The 15615-nt window shown below is 66.4% G+C and carries 15 protein-coding genes; 4 read left to right on the top strand and 11 right to left on the bottom strand.

Annotation, left to right across the window (positions count from 1 at the left end):
* Positions 1-167: 167 nt before the first annotated feature.
* Both B2R83_RS06960 and B2R83_RS06965 read right to left on the bottom strand, forming a co-directional pair.
* On the bottom strand, positions 168-656 hold the full coding sequence (locus tag B2R83_RS06960; protein ID WP_292039558.1) for a hypothetical protein: 489 nt from the start codon (positions 654-656) through the stop codon (positions 168-170).
* Positions 657-796: 140 nt separating this feature from the next.
* Positions 797-2215, bottom strand: a complete 1419-nt coding sequence (locus tag B2R83_RS06965) for an IgA Peptidase M64 (protein WP_292039560.1) — start codon at positions 2213-2215, stop codon at positions 797-799.
* Between the two features lie 116 nt (positions 2216-2331).
* Between B2R83_RS06965 and B2R83_RS06970 the strand changes: the two genes are divergently transcribed.
* Positions 2332-3375 (top strand): alpha/beta fold hydrolase, encoded by a 1044-nt coding sequence (locus tag B2R83_RS06970; protein ID WP_292039562.1) that lies wholly within the window; start codon positions 2332-2334, stop codon positions 3373-3375.
* A 7-nt stretch (positions 3376-3382) separates the two neighbouring features.
* Here B2R83_RS06970 and B2R83_RS06975 read toward each other — a convergent pair whose 3' ends face one another.
* The 3 genes from B2R83_RS06975 to B2R83_RS06985 all read right to left on the bottom strand — a co-directional run bounded on the left by B2R83_RS06975 (position 3383) and on the right by B2R83_RS06985 (position 5863).
* A complete protein-coding gene (locus tag B2R83_RS06975) occupies positions 3383-4675 on the bottom strand; it encodes a cyanophycinase (RefSeq protein WP_292039564.1) in 1293 nt (430 codons plus the stop codon).
* Positions 4676-4742: 67 nt separating this feature from the next.
* Positions 4743-5180 (bottom strand): GNAT family N-acetyltransferase, encoded by a 438-nt coding sequence (locus tag B2R83_RS06980; RefSeq protein WP_209587377.1) that lies wholly within the window; start codon positions 5178-5180, stop codon positions 4743-4745.
* Between the two features lie 86 nt (positions 5181-5266).
* On the bottom strand, positions 5267-5863 hold the full coding sequence (locus B2R83_RS06985) for a hypothetical protein (protein ID WP_292039566.1): 597 nt from the start codon (positions 5861-5863) through the stop codon (positions 5267-5269).
* Between the two features lie 120 nt (positions 5864-5983).
* On the opposite strand from B2R83_RS06985, the gene argH reads away from it, so the two are divergent.
* Positions 5984-7381, top strand: coding sequence for an argininosuccinate lyase (argH, locus tag B2R83_RS06990; protein WP_292039568.1), 1398 nt, complete (start codon positions 5984-5986; stop codon positions 7379-7381).
* A gap of 39 nt (positions 7382-7420) precedes the next feature.
* On the opposite strand, the gene rsgA is transcribed toward argH, so the two are convergent.
* Entirely contained in the window at positions 7421-8443 is a 1023-nt protein-coding gene (rsgA, locus tag B2R83_RS06995) for a ribosome small subunit-dependent GTPase A (protein ID WP_292039570.1), read from the bottom strand.
* Between the two features lie 296 nt (positions 8444-8739).
* Between rsgA and B2R83_RS07000 the strand changes: the two genes are divergently transcribed.
* Entirely contained in the window at positions 8740-9423 is a 684-nt protein-coding gene (locus B2R83_RS07000) for an HAD-IA family hydrolase (protein ID WP_292039572.1), read from the top strand.
* A gap of 70 nt (positions 9424-9493) precedes the next feature.
* The gene (locus B2R83_RS07005; RefSeq protein WP_027865570.1) at positions 9494-9721 is read left to right on the top strand and encodes a hypothetical protein; all 228 of its coding nucleotides are present in this window, start codon (positions 9494-9496) and stop codon (positions 9719-9721) included.
* A 3-nt stretch (positions 9722-9724) separates the two neighbouring features.
* Here the strand turns inward: B2R83_RS07005 and B2R83_RS07010 are convergent, their stop codons facing one another.
* The 5 genes from B2R83_RS07010 to paaK all read right to left on the bottom strand — a co-directional run bounded on the left by B2R83_RS07010 (position 9725) and on the right by paaK (position 15608).
* Entirely contained in the window at positions 9725-10189 is a 465-nt protein-coding gene (locus B2R83_RS07010) for a cupin domain-containing protein (protein ID WP_209587366.1), read from the bottom strand.
* Between the two features lie 43 nt (positions 10190-10232).
* Positions 10233-12284 (bottom strand): phenylacetic acid degradation bifunctional protein PaaZ, encoded by a 2052-nt coding sequence (paaZ, locus tag B2R83_RS07015; RefSeq protein ID WP_292039575.1) that lies wholly within the window; start codon positions 12282-12284, stop codon positions 10233-10235.
* A gap of 189 nt (positions 12285-12473) precedes the next feature.
* On the bottom strand, positions 12474-13073 hold the full coding sequence (paaY, locus tag B2R83_RS07020; RefSeq protein ID WP_292039578.1) for a phenylacetic acid degradation protein PaaY: 600 nt from the start codon (positions 13071-13073) through the stop codon (positions 12474-12476).
* Positions 13074-13075: 2 nt separating this feature from the next.
* Positions 13076-14278, bottom strand: coding sequence for a 3-oxoadipyl-CoA thiolase (gene pcaF, locus B2R83_RS07025; RefSeq protein ID WP_292039580.1), 1203 nt, complete (start codon positions 14276-14278; stop codon positions 13076-13078).
* 16 nt (positions 14279-14294) lie between these two features.
* Complete coding sequence (gene paaK, locus B2R83_RS07030) at positions 14295-15608, bottom strand: phenylacetate--CoA ligase PaaK (RefSeq protein WP_292039581.1); 1314 nt, start codon at positions 15606-15608, stop codon at positions 14295-14297.
* Positions 15609-15615 lie beyond the last annotated feature (7 nt).

Raw genomic sequence — 15615 nt, forward strand, 5'->3', positions numbered from 1 at the left:
CGGCCTTCGCCGGAACGACGTGCATGAGCAGCCGCATAGAACGTTTTATCGTCAGCTCAAAGACCGTCATTCCGGCGAAGGCCGGAATCCAATTTTGCATGCGCACCACAAACGCAAACAAAAACGCCGGTTCAAAAGAACCGGCGCTTTTATGAGAGCAGCCTGGCTTAGTGCTTGGCAGCCGCCTTGTGCACGTCCGCGGTCGCTTCGGCGCGGGCCTGCTCGGTCTTGGCCGCGGCAGTGGCCTTGTCGGCCGCCGCATCGACCTGGGTCTTGAGCAGCTTCTCGTCCGCCTTGATCATCTTCTTGTCGGCCTTCAGGTTGGCATCGGCGATCTTCTCTTCGGCCTTGGCAACCGCCTTGGCGCGGTCTTCCGGATCGGCCTTCGCCACCTTTTCGACGGCGTTGGCATGCGCCTTCACGGCGTCGGCGTGGGCTTCGGCTTTCTTCTCGCCGGCCTTGGCGACTGCCTTGTTCACTTTCTCGTCGGCCTTGGCCGCGGTCTTCACTTCCTTGGCTTCCGCCTTGACGATGTCCTTCTCGGCCTTGGCTTCGGCCTTCACGACGGCGCTGTTGGCGGCCGGGGTGGTGGCGGTCTGGGCGTGGGCGGCGGTGGCGAACAGGCCGGCGATGAGGGTGGCGATCAGTTTGTTCATGGTGATTCCTTTCCGGTGAGTGGTCGCGCGGTGCAGCTTGCGCAAATAATTGTTGTGACGACGAGTCCAGAATACGGACTCTCCACTCGCCGGGTCTGTTAGCCAGCCCACTTAGACCCTTGACATTTTGTAAGCAATCTTTACTGTCGAGTTTTCCCCGCATACAGGTCGATGATGTCGCTAATCCCGTCCTGGCACACCGGGCAGAAGGCTTCGCTGCGGTCGAACATCAGGCACTGCATGGCCGGCCGGTAATAGCCTGTGGCTTCGTAATTCGCGCCCTCGAAGGCGCCCACGTCGTGGCGATGCGGTTTGCCCGCGAACAGCGCGTTGGTCGCCTTCAGGTCCTCCATGAACAGCGCATTCATCTCGCTCTCCGGCCGGTTCGCCGCGCGCAGCGCCGCGCGCTTCTTCTGGTAGGCGCGCGAGGCTTCCTCGTATTCAGCCTTGGGCCAGGGTGTCGGCAGCGGCGTGCCGGCTTTCACGTGGCGCTTCCACTTGATGTTGGCCGGGTCGCGCAGCGCGGTGACGTTCGGCTCCCAGGGTTCCATGCGCGTGCTGGCGGCCGCGTAGGCGACCGGCGAGGTGTAGTACTCATCGGCCAGGCCGGCGAAGTGGTGGCCGAATTCGTGCACGAACAGGTAGTTGGCCCAGCCGTTGCCGGCTGCCGCGGTGCTGAACTGGCCGAAGATGCCGCCGCCGCCGTAGGTCTCGTTGTTGACCAGGATCTCGATGAACTCGTAGGGCGCGTGCTGGGCGATGTCGCGCAGCGCGCGGTTGTCCAGGGTGAGCACGTAGCGCTCGCTGCCGAAGATGTCGTAGCGGGTGCCCAGCGGCGACGCATGATGCACGCCCGTGGATGGACGGCTGATGCCGGATTCGCTCGTGGGCAGCACCAGCGCCCAGACGTTGAAGTCCCTGGCGCGCTCCTTGAAGGGCGAGACCGAGAACAGGTACTGGGTCAGGCGCCGTGCGTCCGCCTCGAACTTCTTCAGTTCCGCGGCAGTGTAGCCGTCACCCATGATCAGGAGGTCGACCTTGTCGGCGGACGGACCGCTCACGTGCACCGGAATCGGCTTGGCGGCCAGGTCCGGCTGCTTCTTGACGACCTCCTGCGCGTCGGCGTCCACCTCGACGCTCCAGGCCACCGAGAACCCGTTGCGCTCGTCGCGCTCGAGGATGCGTACGCGCACCGGGCGGTCCGGCTTGGGAAAGCGTACCGATTCCTGGAAGCTGCGGCTGATCTTGTTGGCTTCATCCGTCGTGCGCCACTCGCCGAAGACGGTCGAGAAGCCGCGCGAGTACAGCAGGTCGCCGGTCTTCGCGTCCACCACCTCGACCCGGTTCTGGCCGCGGTTGGTCTCGTCGAGGTTGCGCGCCGTGTTGCCGGGCCAGGGCAGCGGTTCGATGACGACGCGTTCCAATGCATACTGGTCGGACAAGGCATTGCCGCTGTGGGTATAGTCGACGCGGACGGTGGCCGGCTGCGGCGCTGCGGTGGCGATACCGGCGACGAGCGCCAGCGCGGCGGCGAAGAATCGGAGTGGCAGGCGGAACATGGTGATCCTCATTCGGGGCGGAAGCTGCATTGTAAAACGGCCGCAGGCCTGTCGGAAATGACAGTTGCCCACATCAGGCCCGCAGCCTAGAATCGTCCGGATACATAGGAGACGACATGCACCTGTTCAAACACAGCACCTTGGCCGCGCTGGCCCTGGCATCGCCGCTGGCGCACGCGGCCCTGCCTGCCGCCTGCAAGCCGGGACAAGCCATCCACGACAGCGGTTACGTGAAGATCGGCGGCATCGAGCAGTGGATCTCGATCGACGGCGCCGATTGCGCCAAGCCGGCGCTCCTGCTGGTGCATGGCGGCCCGGGCAATCCGATCTCGATTTACGAAAACGATCCGTACGCGTCCTGGACCAGGGATTACGTCGTCATCCACTGGGACCAGCGCGCCGCCGGCCTGACCTGGTCGCGCAACGCCCCCAGCGAAGACACGCCCCTGCGCCTGGAGCGCATGCGCGACGACGGCATCGAACTGTCGCGCCAACTGCTCGAACGCCTGGGCAAGCGCAAGCTGGTCCTGCTGGGCAGCTCCTGGGGCTCGATCCTGGGCGGACACATGGCGGCACGCAGTCCGGAACTGTACTGCGCCTGGGTGCCGGTGGCGCAGGTCGTCAACAGCACCGAGACCATGCGCGCCTCGCGCGAGATCATCCTGGAGCGCGCCCGCGCGGCCGGAGACCAGGCCACCGTCGAGAAGATCGAGGCGCTCGGCACGCCGCCCTGGACCAACCCGCGCAACTTCGGCATCCTGCGCCGTGCGATCCGCAAGTATGAGGCCATGGTATCCGATCCGATCCCCGCCGCCTGGATGGAGTGGAAGGCGGCGCGCAGCACGCCTCAGGCGCGTGCCGACTACACGGCGGGCGAGGACTATTCGTACATCCAGTTCATCGGCATGAAGGGCGACGGCATCATCTCGACTGTCGACATGGAGCGCCAGGCGGCCAGCTTCAGGCTGCCGGTCTACATGGTGCATGGCGAGCAGGACCTGCTGGCACCCAAGGAAATCGCGCAACGCTACTTCGACCGGATCTCGGCCCCGCGCAAGCAGCTGGCGATCGTCCCGCGCGCCGGACACGATCCGAACCTTCCCCTGGTCGATGCCCAGGCGCGCATGCTGGCCAGCCAGCTGGGCGGCCGCTGCGAATGATCCGCTCCTACCTGGCGGCATCGACCCGGCCGGCGCCGGCACCGCCGTCCGCCACGGTCTCGAGCTGCCGGTACTGGTACAGCGGCCGCTGCACCACGATCGGCCGGATGTCGAGCCGCATGTTGTAGACCGAGTACTGCTCGGTGAACGAGGACTGGTAGCCCACGCTGTCGCCCGTGCGGGTGAGCTTGAACTCGAAGCCGAGGTCGGGCTGGATGCCGTGCGGGCTGTCGAGCGAGAGGCCGATGGCTTCCGGCTGGTCGCTGTCGATCAGCTTGGCCATCAGGTCGACCACCGTGCTGTTACCGAGGATGTCGGCCGAGAACAGCGGTTCGCGGTAATAGGGCCGGGCCGGGTCGATCCGGTTGTCCAGCTTGTCGGGCGCGGGCGTGAAGATCTGGCTGAGCAGGTTGAAGCGGTCGCCGTTGTCCAGGTAGCTCAGGCGCACGTTGCTGACGCTCAGCGGCCCTCCCTTCGGCCCGTCCTGCGGCGCCGCCTTCGACAGGTCGACCAGCAGCGCGCCGCGGTAGCCGATCACCTCGACGTCGCGGGCCGGGCCCACCACCATGGCGGTGTTCTCGTCGATGCCCAGGCCAAGCTTGTAGCCCTTCTTGAGCATGGCCGGCACCATGCGCGCGAACCGGCCGCGCACCAGCAGGTGCTGGTCGATGAAGACGTCGTCGCCGATGAAACCGAGGCCGGGCGCGATCTCCTTGTCCTCGTCGATGCCGAGCTTGAGCGTGGCCAGCACCGTCTTGGGACGGCCGAACATGGTGCTGCTCATGATGGCGGCTCCTGCGCTGGAGCCGGCGATCATGCCGCCGCGCCGGTACATGTCCCACAGGGCGTCGAGCATACGGGTATTGCCGCCGTCCTCGCGGCGCAGCGCGCGCGTGATGCGGCCCTGGTCGCCGCCGGCGAAATAGGCGCCGCCGGCCGCGCGCACCGCGCCGGCCAGCGCCGGATCCTCGGCGGCCGCCTGGTAGTCGATGCCGGACAGGCGCACGGCCACCGGCACGAAGAAGGCCCTGGCGCCATAGTGGTTGAAGCGCTCGACCAGGAACTTGCCGGCTTTTTCGGGGCTGGCCGAGGCCGAGGCGAACACGGCGATACGGGCGCCCTTGCCGCCCGCCAGCTGGACCATGCGTTCCCACACGGCGGCATTGTCGGCACGCAGTGCGCCGCCGATGATGACGAGCGAGCCTTTCGGCTCCTTCGGCTGCCCGGCGTCGGCCGCGGCAAGCGGCTGGTTTCCCAGCAAGGCAAACACCAGCAGAGCACGGACGACGGCGCGAAGCATGCGAATCCTCCCGGTTCAGACACATCGTAAGCCTGATTCCAGAAGGGGGACGCCGTGTTGAGTATGCTCAGGACAAATATATGTTCGGAAAGTACCGCTCCATGATCGTCTCGGGACGCTGGGGCGCGGTGAAACCGAAGCGCTCGTACAGGCTGTGCGAATCGCTGGTGTGGAGCGTGAAGCGGCGCAGTTTCTGCAGGCTGGGGTGGCGCAGTACCGCCCCGATCAGCTGCTTGCCGTAACCGCGGCCGCGGTACTCGGGCACCACGAACACGTCCACCAGGTTGGCGAAGGTCGCGAAGTCGGTGATGACGCGTGCAAAAGCGATCTGGCGCCCGTCGAGATAGCCGCCGAAACACAGCGAATTCTCGATGGCACGCTCGACGGTCGGACGCGAAATGCCAACTGCCCAGGTGGATTGCTCGCTCAGGAAGCGGTAGATCATCGGGATGTCCAGCCGCGTCTGGTCGGTACTGACCTGGAAGCTCGAATCGTTGGTAATCATGGAAGCGTTGAATGTGGCTTAAAAACCAATTCTAGCGCCGTTCTCTTGATGCATAAGTTTCAATTGGACGGCGCTCCCCGGGCAGCTCAGCCGTTGCGCAGGTAGCGCTCAGGCAGCTGCAGCTTGGCGTCCTCGGCCTGCCAGATCAGGTTCAGCACGTACCAGCGCTTGCCGTCATGGATGAGCTGGATGCTGTTGATCCCGCGCATGAAGGGCTTGGCCTCATCCTTGGCGTGGCGCGCCTCGTAGGTGCTGAACACGTGGGCGATCTGACCGAAGGTCTCGGTGGTGCGCGCCTTTTCGGTCTCGAAGAAACCCATGGTGGTGAAGGCCTTGGTGTTGCGGGCGATGTAGTCCTCCGGGCTCATGGCGCGCAGGACGTAGCTGCCGTCCGGACGCGCGACCATGGCGCCCATGCGGCCCTCGGGCGCGAACAGCGAACGCATGCGGTCCCAGTCGCGCGGGGCGCCGGCCGGGCCCGAGATCACGTCGTAGACGGCGGCGATGATGGCGTCGATCGAGGCGACGTCCGCCGCTTTTGCTGCCGGCATGCTTGCCGCCGCGGGCGCGGCTGGTGCGGCCACTGCGGTGGGCGTGGCCGGCGCGGCGGGGGCGGCCTGCTGCGCCAATGCTGCAGGTGCCGCAAACGCGAGTGCCAGGCCGAATTGGGCCAAACGATGCATGTCTCCCCCTTATTAGAATAGTAAGCACATCATTGCGCATTTACCGGCGCTTGTCATCCACCTCGGGTGAGGGGCGGGCACAGGCTTTATAATCGTGGGATACCTAACAGGGATCCCACCATGACCGATCAATTCTCCAAGAAAGCCGAAGCCTGGTCCGCGCGCTTCACCGAACCCGTCTCCGACCTCGTCAAGCGCTACACCGCCTCCGTGTTCTTCGACAAGCGCCTGGCGCCCTTCGATATCCAGGGCTCGCTCGCCCACGCCGAGATGCTGGCCGCGCAAGGCATCATCAGTGAACAGGACCGTGCGGAGATCGAGCGCGGCATGGCCCAGATCAAGGGCGAGATCGATGCCGGCAGCTTCGAGTGGCTGCTCGACCTGGAAGACGTGCACCTGAACATCGAGAAGCGCCTGACCGAACTGGTGGGCGACGCCGGCAAGCGCCTGCACACCGGCCGCTCCCGGAACGACCAGGTCGCGACCGACATCCGCCTGTACGTGCGTGCGGCGATCGACGACATCCTCGGCCTGCTCGCCAGCCTGCGCGCCGCCCTGCTCGATCTGGCCGAACGCCATGCGGACACCATCATGCCGGGCTTCACCCATTTGCAGGTGGCCCAACCCATCACGTTTGGACACCACATGCTGGCCTACGTCGAGATGTTCGGCCGCGACGCCGAGCGCATGCAGGATGCGCGCCGCCGCGTGAACCGCCTGCCGCTGGGCGCGGCCGCGCTGGCCGGCACCACCTTCCCGATCGACCGCCTGCGCGTGGCGAAAACCCTGGGCTTCGAGGACGTGTGCCACAACTCGCTGGACGCCGTGTCGGACCGCGATTTCGCGATCGAATTCACGGCTGCAAGCTCCCTGATCATGATGCACGTGTCGCGCTTCTCGGAAGAGCTGGTCATGTGGATGAGCCCGCGCATCGGCTTCATCGACATCGCCGACCGCTTCTGCACCGGCTCGTCGATCATGCCGCAAAAGAAAAACCCGGACGTGCCGGAACTGGCGCGCGGCAAGACCGGCCGCGTCTACGGCCACCTGAACGGCCTCTTGACCCTGATGAAAGGCCAGCCGCTGGCCTACAACAAGGACAACCAGGAAGACAAGGAACCGCTGTTCGACACCATCGACACCGTTACCGACACCCTGCGCATCTTCGCCGACATGGCGGGCGGCATCACCGTGAAGGCCGAGAACATGCGCGCGGCGGCGCTGCAGGGCTACGCCACTGCGACCGACCTGGCCGACTACCTGGTCAAGAAGGGCCTGCCCTTCCGCGACGCCCACGAAGCGGTGGCGCACGCGGTGCGCGCCTGCGACATCGCCAAGTGCGATTTGTCGGAGATGTCGCTGGAGCAGCTGCGCGAGTTCTCGCCGCTGATCGAGCAGGACGTGTTTGCCGTCTTGACCCTGGAAGGCTCGGTGGCGGCGCGGGATCACGTGGGCGGCACCGCGCCGAACCAGGTGCGGGCGGCGATCGCGCGCGTGCGCAAGCAGCTGGAAGAGTAATCCACCAATTGCCGCGGTAATTCAGGCCACTGGCCTGAATTACTCCCGGCCGCGCTGCTTCGCTTCCTTCATCAAGACCTTCCACTTCCCGCGCTCGGCGATGCGCTCCAGCGCCGTCTGCTCCGCCCGCCTTACCTCGCGCAACAGCTTGCGATAGTTCTGCAGGCGATCCGCATCCACCACGTCCCGCACCGCGCATCCCGGCTCGCTCGCATGGCGGCAGTCGCGGAACTGGCAGCCTTCCGCCAGCGCCGCGATGTCGTTGAAGGACAGCTCCAGCTCATCCTCGTCCGCGTCCGGCTGCCAGGCGCGCAGGCCGGGCGTATCGATGATGCAGGCCCCGCCCGGGCAGCGGTGCAGCGAGCGCGCCGTGGTGGTGTGGCGGCCGCGGTCGTCGCCGTGGCGGGTGCCGCCGGTGGCTTGCAGGCTGCCGCTCAAGGCATTGGTGAGCGTGGACTTGCCCACGCCCGAGGACCCGAGCAGCACCAGGGTCTGCCCTGCCCCCAGCCAGGGCGCCAGCACGCCGGTGTCAAGCTGCTCCGACGGAATCAGGTGCAGCAAGGGCACGTCATCGGGAATGCGCTGGCGCAGCTGCGCGATCCTGTGCGCGACCTCGCTGCCGATGTCCGGCTTGGTCAGGATCATGACCGGCGCCACGCCGCAGGCCCGCACCAGCGCGATATAGCGCTCCATGCGGCGTGGATTGAAATCGTTGTCCAGGCCCATCAGCAGCAGCGCGGTATCCACGTTGCTGGCCAGCACCTGACTGCCCGACGGGGTGCGCCGCGACAGCCGGCTGAAGGCGTCGAGCGTCCCGGCTATCCACCAGTCGCCCAGGCTGTGCGTGGCCAGTACCCAGTCGCCGACCACGGGCTGGCCACGCGCGTCGAAGCGCACGTTGCGCGCGGGGAAGGCCTCGCGCCCGTCGTCGAGCGTGAGCGCGTCGCGCTGGGCGGAAGTGACGCGGGCGAGGCGAGCTTGCGGCGATGCCGCCGCGAGTTGTGAGACGAAATGCTGCTTGAAGCCGATCCCGTGCAGGGTCGGGAAATCGATGTCGATCATGACGATGTGTTTTCCATTCAGTGGCGCAACAGGCGTGCGCGGGCAGCCGCACCAGTGGCGCGGCAAAGCAAGAAATGGAAGGTCGGCGCGCTGGCGCGCTTAAGACATCGTCGAGATGGACGAAGCGCTCAGGCGGCCGACCGGAGGACGGTATCAGGCTGGTTCATGCGACGCTCCTCGGATCGGTGAATGGGATGGCCAGTCTGGCAGCACGCCGCCCCGGCGTCAAGGGAGGCCAAGCCTTCAGGCCTTTTGCGCTATGCTGGATAATCCGATTCCACAACGAGAATGCATCCGTGACCCCGACCAACCCATCCGTCCTGCCCTCGCGCGAATACGCCGCCTTCCTGTTCGACATGGACGGCACCATCCTGACCTCGATCAAGTCCGCCGAGCGGGTCTGGAGCGCATGGGCGCTCCGGCATGGACTGGATCCGGTGACTTTCGTGCCGACCGTGCACGGCAAGCGTACCGAAGACACCATCCGCAAGCTCGGCCTGCCCGGTGTCGACCCGGTGGCGGAAGCGCTGGGCATTGCGCTGGCGGAAATCGAGGACGTCGGCGACATCGAGGAAATCGCCGGCGTGGGCCGCTTCCTGGCCAGCCTGCCGACGGACCGCTGGGCCATCGTCACCTCGGCCTCGCGTCCCCTGGCCACGGCGCGCATCGCCGCCGCCGGCCTGCCCCTGCCGCCGCTGCTGGTGTCGGCCGACGACGTCAAGCGCGGCAAGCCGAACCCCGATCCTTTCCTGCTGGGCGCCCAGAAACTGGGCGTGGCGCCGCAGGATTGCCTGGTGTTCGAGGACACGACGATCGGCCTCGCTGCAGCCGAGGCGGCAGGCATGGACAGCGTCGTCGTGACCGCCACGCACACGCATCCGGTCGAGACGCGCTCGGCCCCGGTGGCCGATTACATGGACCTTGTTGCCGTGCGTACAGAAAGTGGGCTGCTGAAGGTGCAGCGCAAGATCGGTCACTGAAGCGAGGCGTCTTGTCTTGAGGCGATCGACACCCACATGAGAGGTATCGACGACAAACATGGAGGTGCGCATGCACCGCTATCGCAACACGAGCGGCGAATCCGGCGTGGTCGCCTACGACATTGATACCGACTCGATCACCATCCAGTTCACCGGCGGTGACCGCTATCTGTATACCGAGCGCAGCGCTGGCGCCGAGAATATTGCCAGGATGCAGGAACTGGCGCGCGAAGGGCGCGGACTGTCGACCTTCGTGAGCCAGCACATCCGCAGCCGCTACGCGCGCAAGCTGAACTGACCCTCAGCCGCGTGGCGGATAAGGGCTGCCGTCCTTGTGCGAATACGTGTCGGTGGCGCCATCGTAGTGCAGGTCGATGTCCGGATACGTCGCCTGGTCTTCCTTGACGCGCGAGCCGACGCACAGGAAAACCCCCTGCCCCCAGCTGCGGTTGACGAGATGGTGCCCGTTCGGCTTTCCTGCCGGGAAGGCCGCGCAGTCGCCTGCGCGCATCAGGGTCTCGCCTTCGTCGGTGACCAGGACCAGCTCGCCCGACACCACCATCACGAATTCGTCCTCATGCGAATGCCAGTGGCGCTGCGAGGATGCGGCGCCCGGCTGCAGTTCGACCAGATTGACGCCGAACTGGGTCAGGCCGCCGGCGTCGCCCAGGGCCTGCTTGGTGCGTCCGTCCACCAGCTCGGCGTAGGCTTCGGGGTAACCCGTACCTTTCAGTACGGGAATGCTGCTCAGGTCCAGTCTCGACATGCGATAGGTCTCCTTGGTTGGCGGCGGACAGCGCCCTTGCGTCCTAGCCGCGTTTCTGTACCAGCGTCAGGATATCGTAACTCGCCACGAGTTCGTCGTGTTGATTCGTCACCTGCACATCCCACGCCACCACGCCCTGGCCGCGGCCCTGCTCATCGGTACGGTTGCGGTCGACCTTGCGCTTGCAGGTCAGGCGCGCGCGGATGGTGTCGCCGATCGCCACCGGCGCCACGAAGCGCAGGTTGTCCAGGCCGTAGTTGGCCAGCACCGGGCCCGGCGCCGGCGACACGAACAGGCCCGCCGCCGCCGACAGCACGAAGTAGCCGTGGGCGATGCGCTTGCCGAACTGGGTGTCCTTGGCCGCGATCTCGTCGAAGTGCATGTAGAAGTAGTCGCCCGAGACGCCGCCGAAGTTGACGATGTCGGCCTCGCTCACGGTGCGGCGGTGGGTCAGCAGCGAGTGGCCCACTTCCAGGTCTTCGAACCAGCGGCGGAACGGGTGGGTCTCGGTTTCCTTGACCGCGCCGCCACGCACGTATTCGCCGGTGACGGCGCCCAGCATGGTCGGCGAACCCTGCACCGCGGCGCGCTGCAGGAAGTGTTTCACCGCCCGGATGCCGCCCAGCTCTTCGCCGCCGCCGGCGCGACCCGGGCCGCCGTGCTTGAGTTGCGGCAGCGGCGAACCGTGGCCAGTGGAATCCACCGCCGACTCGCGCTCGAGGATGTGCACGCGGCCGTGCGAGGCGGCGGCGACCGGCACCGCGTGGGCGGCGATGGCCGGGTCCTTGGTCACCAGGGTGGTTACCAGGCTGCCCTTGCCGCGCGCAGCGAGGTGCAGGGCTTCGTCGATATCGCGGTAGGTCATCATCGTGCTGACCGGGCCGAAGGCTTCGATGTCGTGAACGGCGTCGTTACTCAATGCGTTACGGCACAGCAGCAGGGTCGGCGCGAAGAAGGCCCCGTTGGCTGCGCCCTCGCCCCTAGGGGCGAAACCGTCGCGGGCGCTGAACAGGACTTCGTTGCCGCGCGCGAGCATCTCGACGCGTTCCGAGACGTCGCGGTGCTGGTCCATCGAGGCCAGCGCCCCCATGCGCACGCCCTCGACCTTCGGGTTGCCGACCGTGATCTTGGCCAGGCGCTCGCGCAGGCGCGCGCCCACGGCGTCCGCGTGCTGCTCGGGCACGATGACGCGCCGGATCGCCGTGCACTTCTGGCCGGCCTTGCCGGTCATCTCGCGTGCGACTTCCTTCACGAACAGGTCGAATTCCGGGTCGTCCGGGCTGACGTCCGGCGCCAGGATGGCGCAGTTCAGCGAGTCGGCTTCGGCGGTGAACGGGACCGATGCGCGGATCAGGTTCTGGTTGGCCTTCAGCTTGGCGGCGGTGTCGGCCGAACCGGTGAAGGTGACGGCGTCGAAGCCGCCCAGGCGGTCGAGCAAGTCGCCGGTGGAGCCGATGACGAGCTGCAGCGCGCCTTCCGGCAGCAGGCCGGAGTCCATCATCATCTTGACGGTGGCGTGGGTCAGGTAGCTGGTGGCGGTGGCCGGCTTGACGATGCAGGGCATCGCGGCCAGGAAGCTCGGCGCGAATTTTTCCAGCATGCCCCAGATCGGGAAGTTGAAGGCATTGATGTGCACCGCCAGGCCGCCGCGCGGCACCAGGATGTGGGTGCCGGCGAAGCCGCCGCGCTTGCCCAGGGCGATGGCCGGGCCTTCATGCAGGACATTCGACGAAGGCAGTTCGCGCGAGCCCATGCTGGCGTAGGCGAACAGGGTGCCGATGCCGCCTTCCACGTCGACCCAGCTGTCCGGACGGGTGGCGCCGGTCAGGTGCGAGATCTCGTACAGCTCTTCCTTGCGCTCCATCATGTAGAGGGCCAGGGCTTTCAGGACCTGGGCGCGCTTCTGGAAGTCGAGCCGCATCAGGGCGGGGATGCCGGTCTTGCGGCCGTAGGTGACGGCTTCGTCGAAATCGATCTTCTCGGCGTGGGTGTGATAGATCAGTTCGTTGTTCAGCGCGCTGTGCAGCGCGGTAGCCGCCTCGGCACCGTGCCAGCGGCCGGCGATCAGGCTTTGCAGGGTTGCGATGTTGCCCATGTTGTTGTCTCCAGTCAGGTATCTCTTCAGGAATCAGGTACTTCACACCAACGCAGCTCTTATCAACGTCATTCCCGCGAAGGCGGGAATCCAAGTTCGCTCCGCAGCCACCAGCTCAAGCTAACGCTGCTCAGACAAAATTGGGTTCCCGCCTACGCGGGAACGACGGTGCAGGGGGTGGTGGTGCAATCAAACTCTCGGTTTATGTCTGCCATCGGGATCGAACGCGATGCCCTTGCGATCCGGCTCGGGTTCAAGCAAGGCCTCGACTTCGCGCATCGTCTGCAGCGAGCGCAGGTTCAGTTCGTGGTACTGGCGCGTCCCGAAGCTCTTCCACTTCACGTCTTCATCGGTGAGCTCGCGCATGATCTTCGCGGGCGTGCCCATCACCATGCTGCGCGGCGGGATGATCATCCCGGCCTTCACGAAGCTCATCGCGGCCACGATCGATTCCTCGCCCACGACCGCCTTGTCCATCACCACCGCATTCATGCCCACCATGGCGTTGCGCTTGACGCGGCAGCCGTGCAGTACCGCGCCGTGTCCGATATGGCCGTCGACTTCGACGACCGTGTCCTCGCCCGGGAAGCCGTGCATCACGCAGGTATCCTGCAGGTTGGCGCCTTCTTCCAGGATCAGGCGACCGAAGTCGCCGCGCAGCGAGGCCAGCGGGCCGATGTAGCAGCGCGGGCCGACGATCACATCGCCGATCAGCACCGCACTCGGGTGCACGTAGGCGCTGGGATGGACCACCGGCCGCACGCCGTCGATCTCGTAGACCTTGACCATGCCTACACCCGCTCGACGATGATCGCGATGCCCTGGCCCACGCCGATACACATGGTGCACAGGGCGTAGCGGCCCTTGATGCGGTGCAGCTGGTTGACGGCGGTGGTCACCAGGCGCGCGCCGGAGGCGCCCAGCGGGTGGCCGAGGGCGATGGCGCCGCCGTTCGGGTTCACGTGGGCAGCGTCGTCGGGCAGGCCGAAGTCGCGCATGACGGCCAGGCCTTGTGCCGCGAAGGCTTCGTTCAGCTCGATCACGTCCATCTGGTCGAGGCGCAGGCCGGTTTGTGCCAGCAGCTTCTTCACGGCCGGCGACGGACCGAAGCCCATGATGCGCGGCGCCAGCCCGGCGGTGGCCATGCCGACCACGCGCGCGCGCGGTGTCAGGCCGTTGCGTGCGGCGGTTGTTTCGGCAGCCAGCAGCAGCGCGCAGGCGCCGTCGTTCAGGCTCGACGCGTTGCCGGCGCTGACGGTCCCGTCGGGCAGCACCACACCCTTCAGTTTCGCCAGTGCTTCCATGCTGGTCTCGCGCGGCTGCTCGTCGGTGTCGAATACACGCGACTCGCCTTTCTTTCCATGGATCGTGACCGGGACGATCTCGTCCTTGAAGAAACCCTCGGCATGGGCACGGGCCCAGCGCTGCTGGCTGCGCAGGGCAAAAGCGTCCTGGTCGGCGCGATTGATGTTGAATTCCACCGCCACGTTCTCGGCGGTCTCCGGCATCGAGTCGATGCCGTACTTCGCTTTCATCAGCGGATTCACGAAGCGCCAGCCGAGGGTAGTGTCCTCGATCCTGGCGGCGCGCGAGTAGGCGCTGTCGGCCTTGGCCATGACGAAGGGCGCGCGGGTCATGCTCTCGACGCCGCCGGCGATGATCAGGTTGGCCTCGCCGGCCTTGATCGCACGCGCGGCGCTGCCGATGGCGTCCATGCCGGAGCCGCACAGGCGGTTGATGGTGTTGGCCGGCACCGATGAAGGCAGGCCAGCGAGCAGCGCGGCCATGCGGCCGACGTTGCGGTTGTCTTCGCCGGCCTGGTTGGCGCAGCCGTAGAACAGGTCGTCCACCGCGGCCCAGTCCACGTCCTTGTTGCGGGCAATGAGCGCGGCGATGGGCAGCGCGCCCAGGTCGTCGGCGCGCACGCTCGAGAGCGCGCCGCCGTAGCGGCCGAAGGGGGTGCGGATGGCGTCGCAGATGAATGCGTCGGTCATGGTGTCTCCTCGTTATCTAGTTTTTTGGACGCTTGTCGACCACGCGCCGGGCCTTGCCGGTCAGCGTGCGTTCGATCCCGCCGGGCGGCATCAAGCACACGCGCGTGCTCACGCCCACATGGGTCTTGATGCAGTGCTGGAGTTCGCGGCAGAGCGCATCCACGTCGCCTGCTGCGAGCGAAGCGTCGCGCAGCTCGCCCAGCACTTCCAGCGTGTCGAGGTGGCCGTCGCGTGCAACCACCAGCTGGTACTGCGGCGCCAGCGCCGGCATCTTCAGGATGATTTCTTCGATCTGGCTCGGGAACACGTTCACGCCGCGGATGATCAGCATGTCGTCCGAGCGCCCCGTGATGCGGCCCATCCGGCGCATCGAGCGCGAGGTGGGCGGCAGGAGCCTCGTCAGGTCGCGCGTGCGGTAGCGGATGATCGGCAGCGCTTCCTTGCTCAGCGACGTGAATACCAGCTCGCCCTCCGCGCCGTCGGGCAGCACTTCGCCGGTCTCGGGGTCGATGATCTCGGGGTAGAAATGGTCTTCCCAGATGGTCGGGCCGTCCTTGCTCTCGATGCACTCGCTCGCCACGCCCGGGCCCATCACCTCCGACAAGCCATAGATGTCGACCGCGTCGATGCCGGCGCGCGCCTCGATCTCGCGGCGCATGGCGTCGGTCCAGGGCTCGGCCCCGAAGATGCCGACTTTCAAGGACGACGTCGCCGGGTCGATCCCCTGGCGCGTGAACTCCTCGACGATGTTCAGCATGTACGAAGGCGTGACCATGATGATCGAGGGCTTGAAATCCTGGATCAGCTGCACCTGCTTCTCGGTCTGGCCGCCGGACATCGGGATCACCGTGCAGCCGAGCTTTTCGGCGCCGTAGTGCGCACCCAGGCCGCCAGTGAACAGGCCGTAGCCGTAGGAGATGTGCACCATGTCCCCTGGACGGCCGCCAGCCGCGCGGATCGAGCGCGCCACCACGCCAGCCCAGGTGTCGATGTCGCGCTGGGTGTAGCCGACCACGGTCGCCTTGCCGGTGGTGCCGCTGGAGGCGTGGATGCGCACCACCTGTTCACGCGGCACCGCGAACAGGCCGAAGGGGTAGTTGTCGCGCAGGGTTTTCTTGTCCGTAAACGGGAACTTGGCCAGGTCGGAGAGCGACTTCAGGTCTTCCGGGTGCACGCCGGCGGCATCGAAGGCGGCGCGGTAGTGCGGCACGTTCTCGTAGGCGTGGCGCAGCGACCACTTCAGGCGCTCCAGCTGCAGGGCCTGCAGCTCGTCGCGGCTCGCGCGTTCGATCGGTTCCAGCTCGTTCGGCGCTGGATTACGTTGGACCATCTTCGAC

Origin of the sequence: Massilia sp. UBA6681 (assembly GCF_002454935.1) — a bacterium.
In the GTDB taxonomy this organism is placed as follows: domain Bacteria; phylum Pseudomonadota; class Gammaproteobacteria; order Burkholderiales; family Burkholderiaceae_D; genus Telluria; species Telluria varians.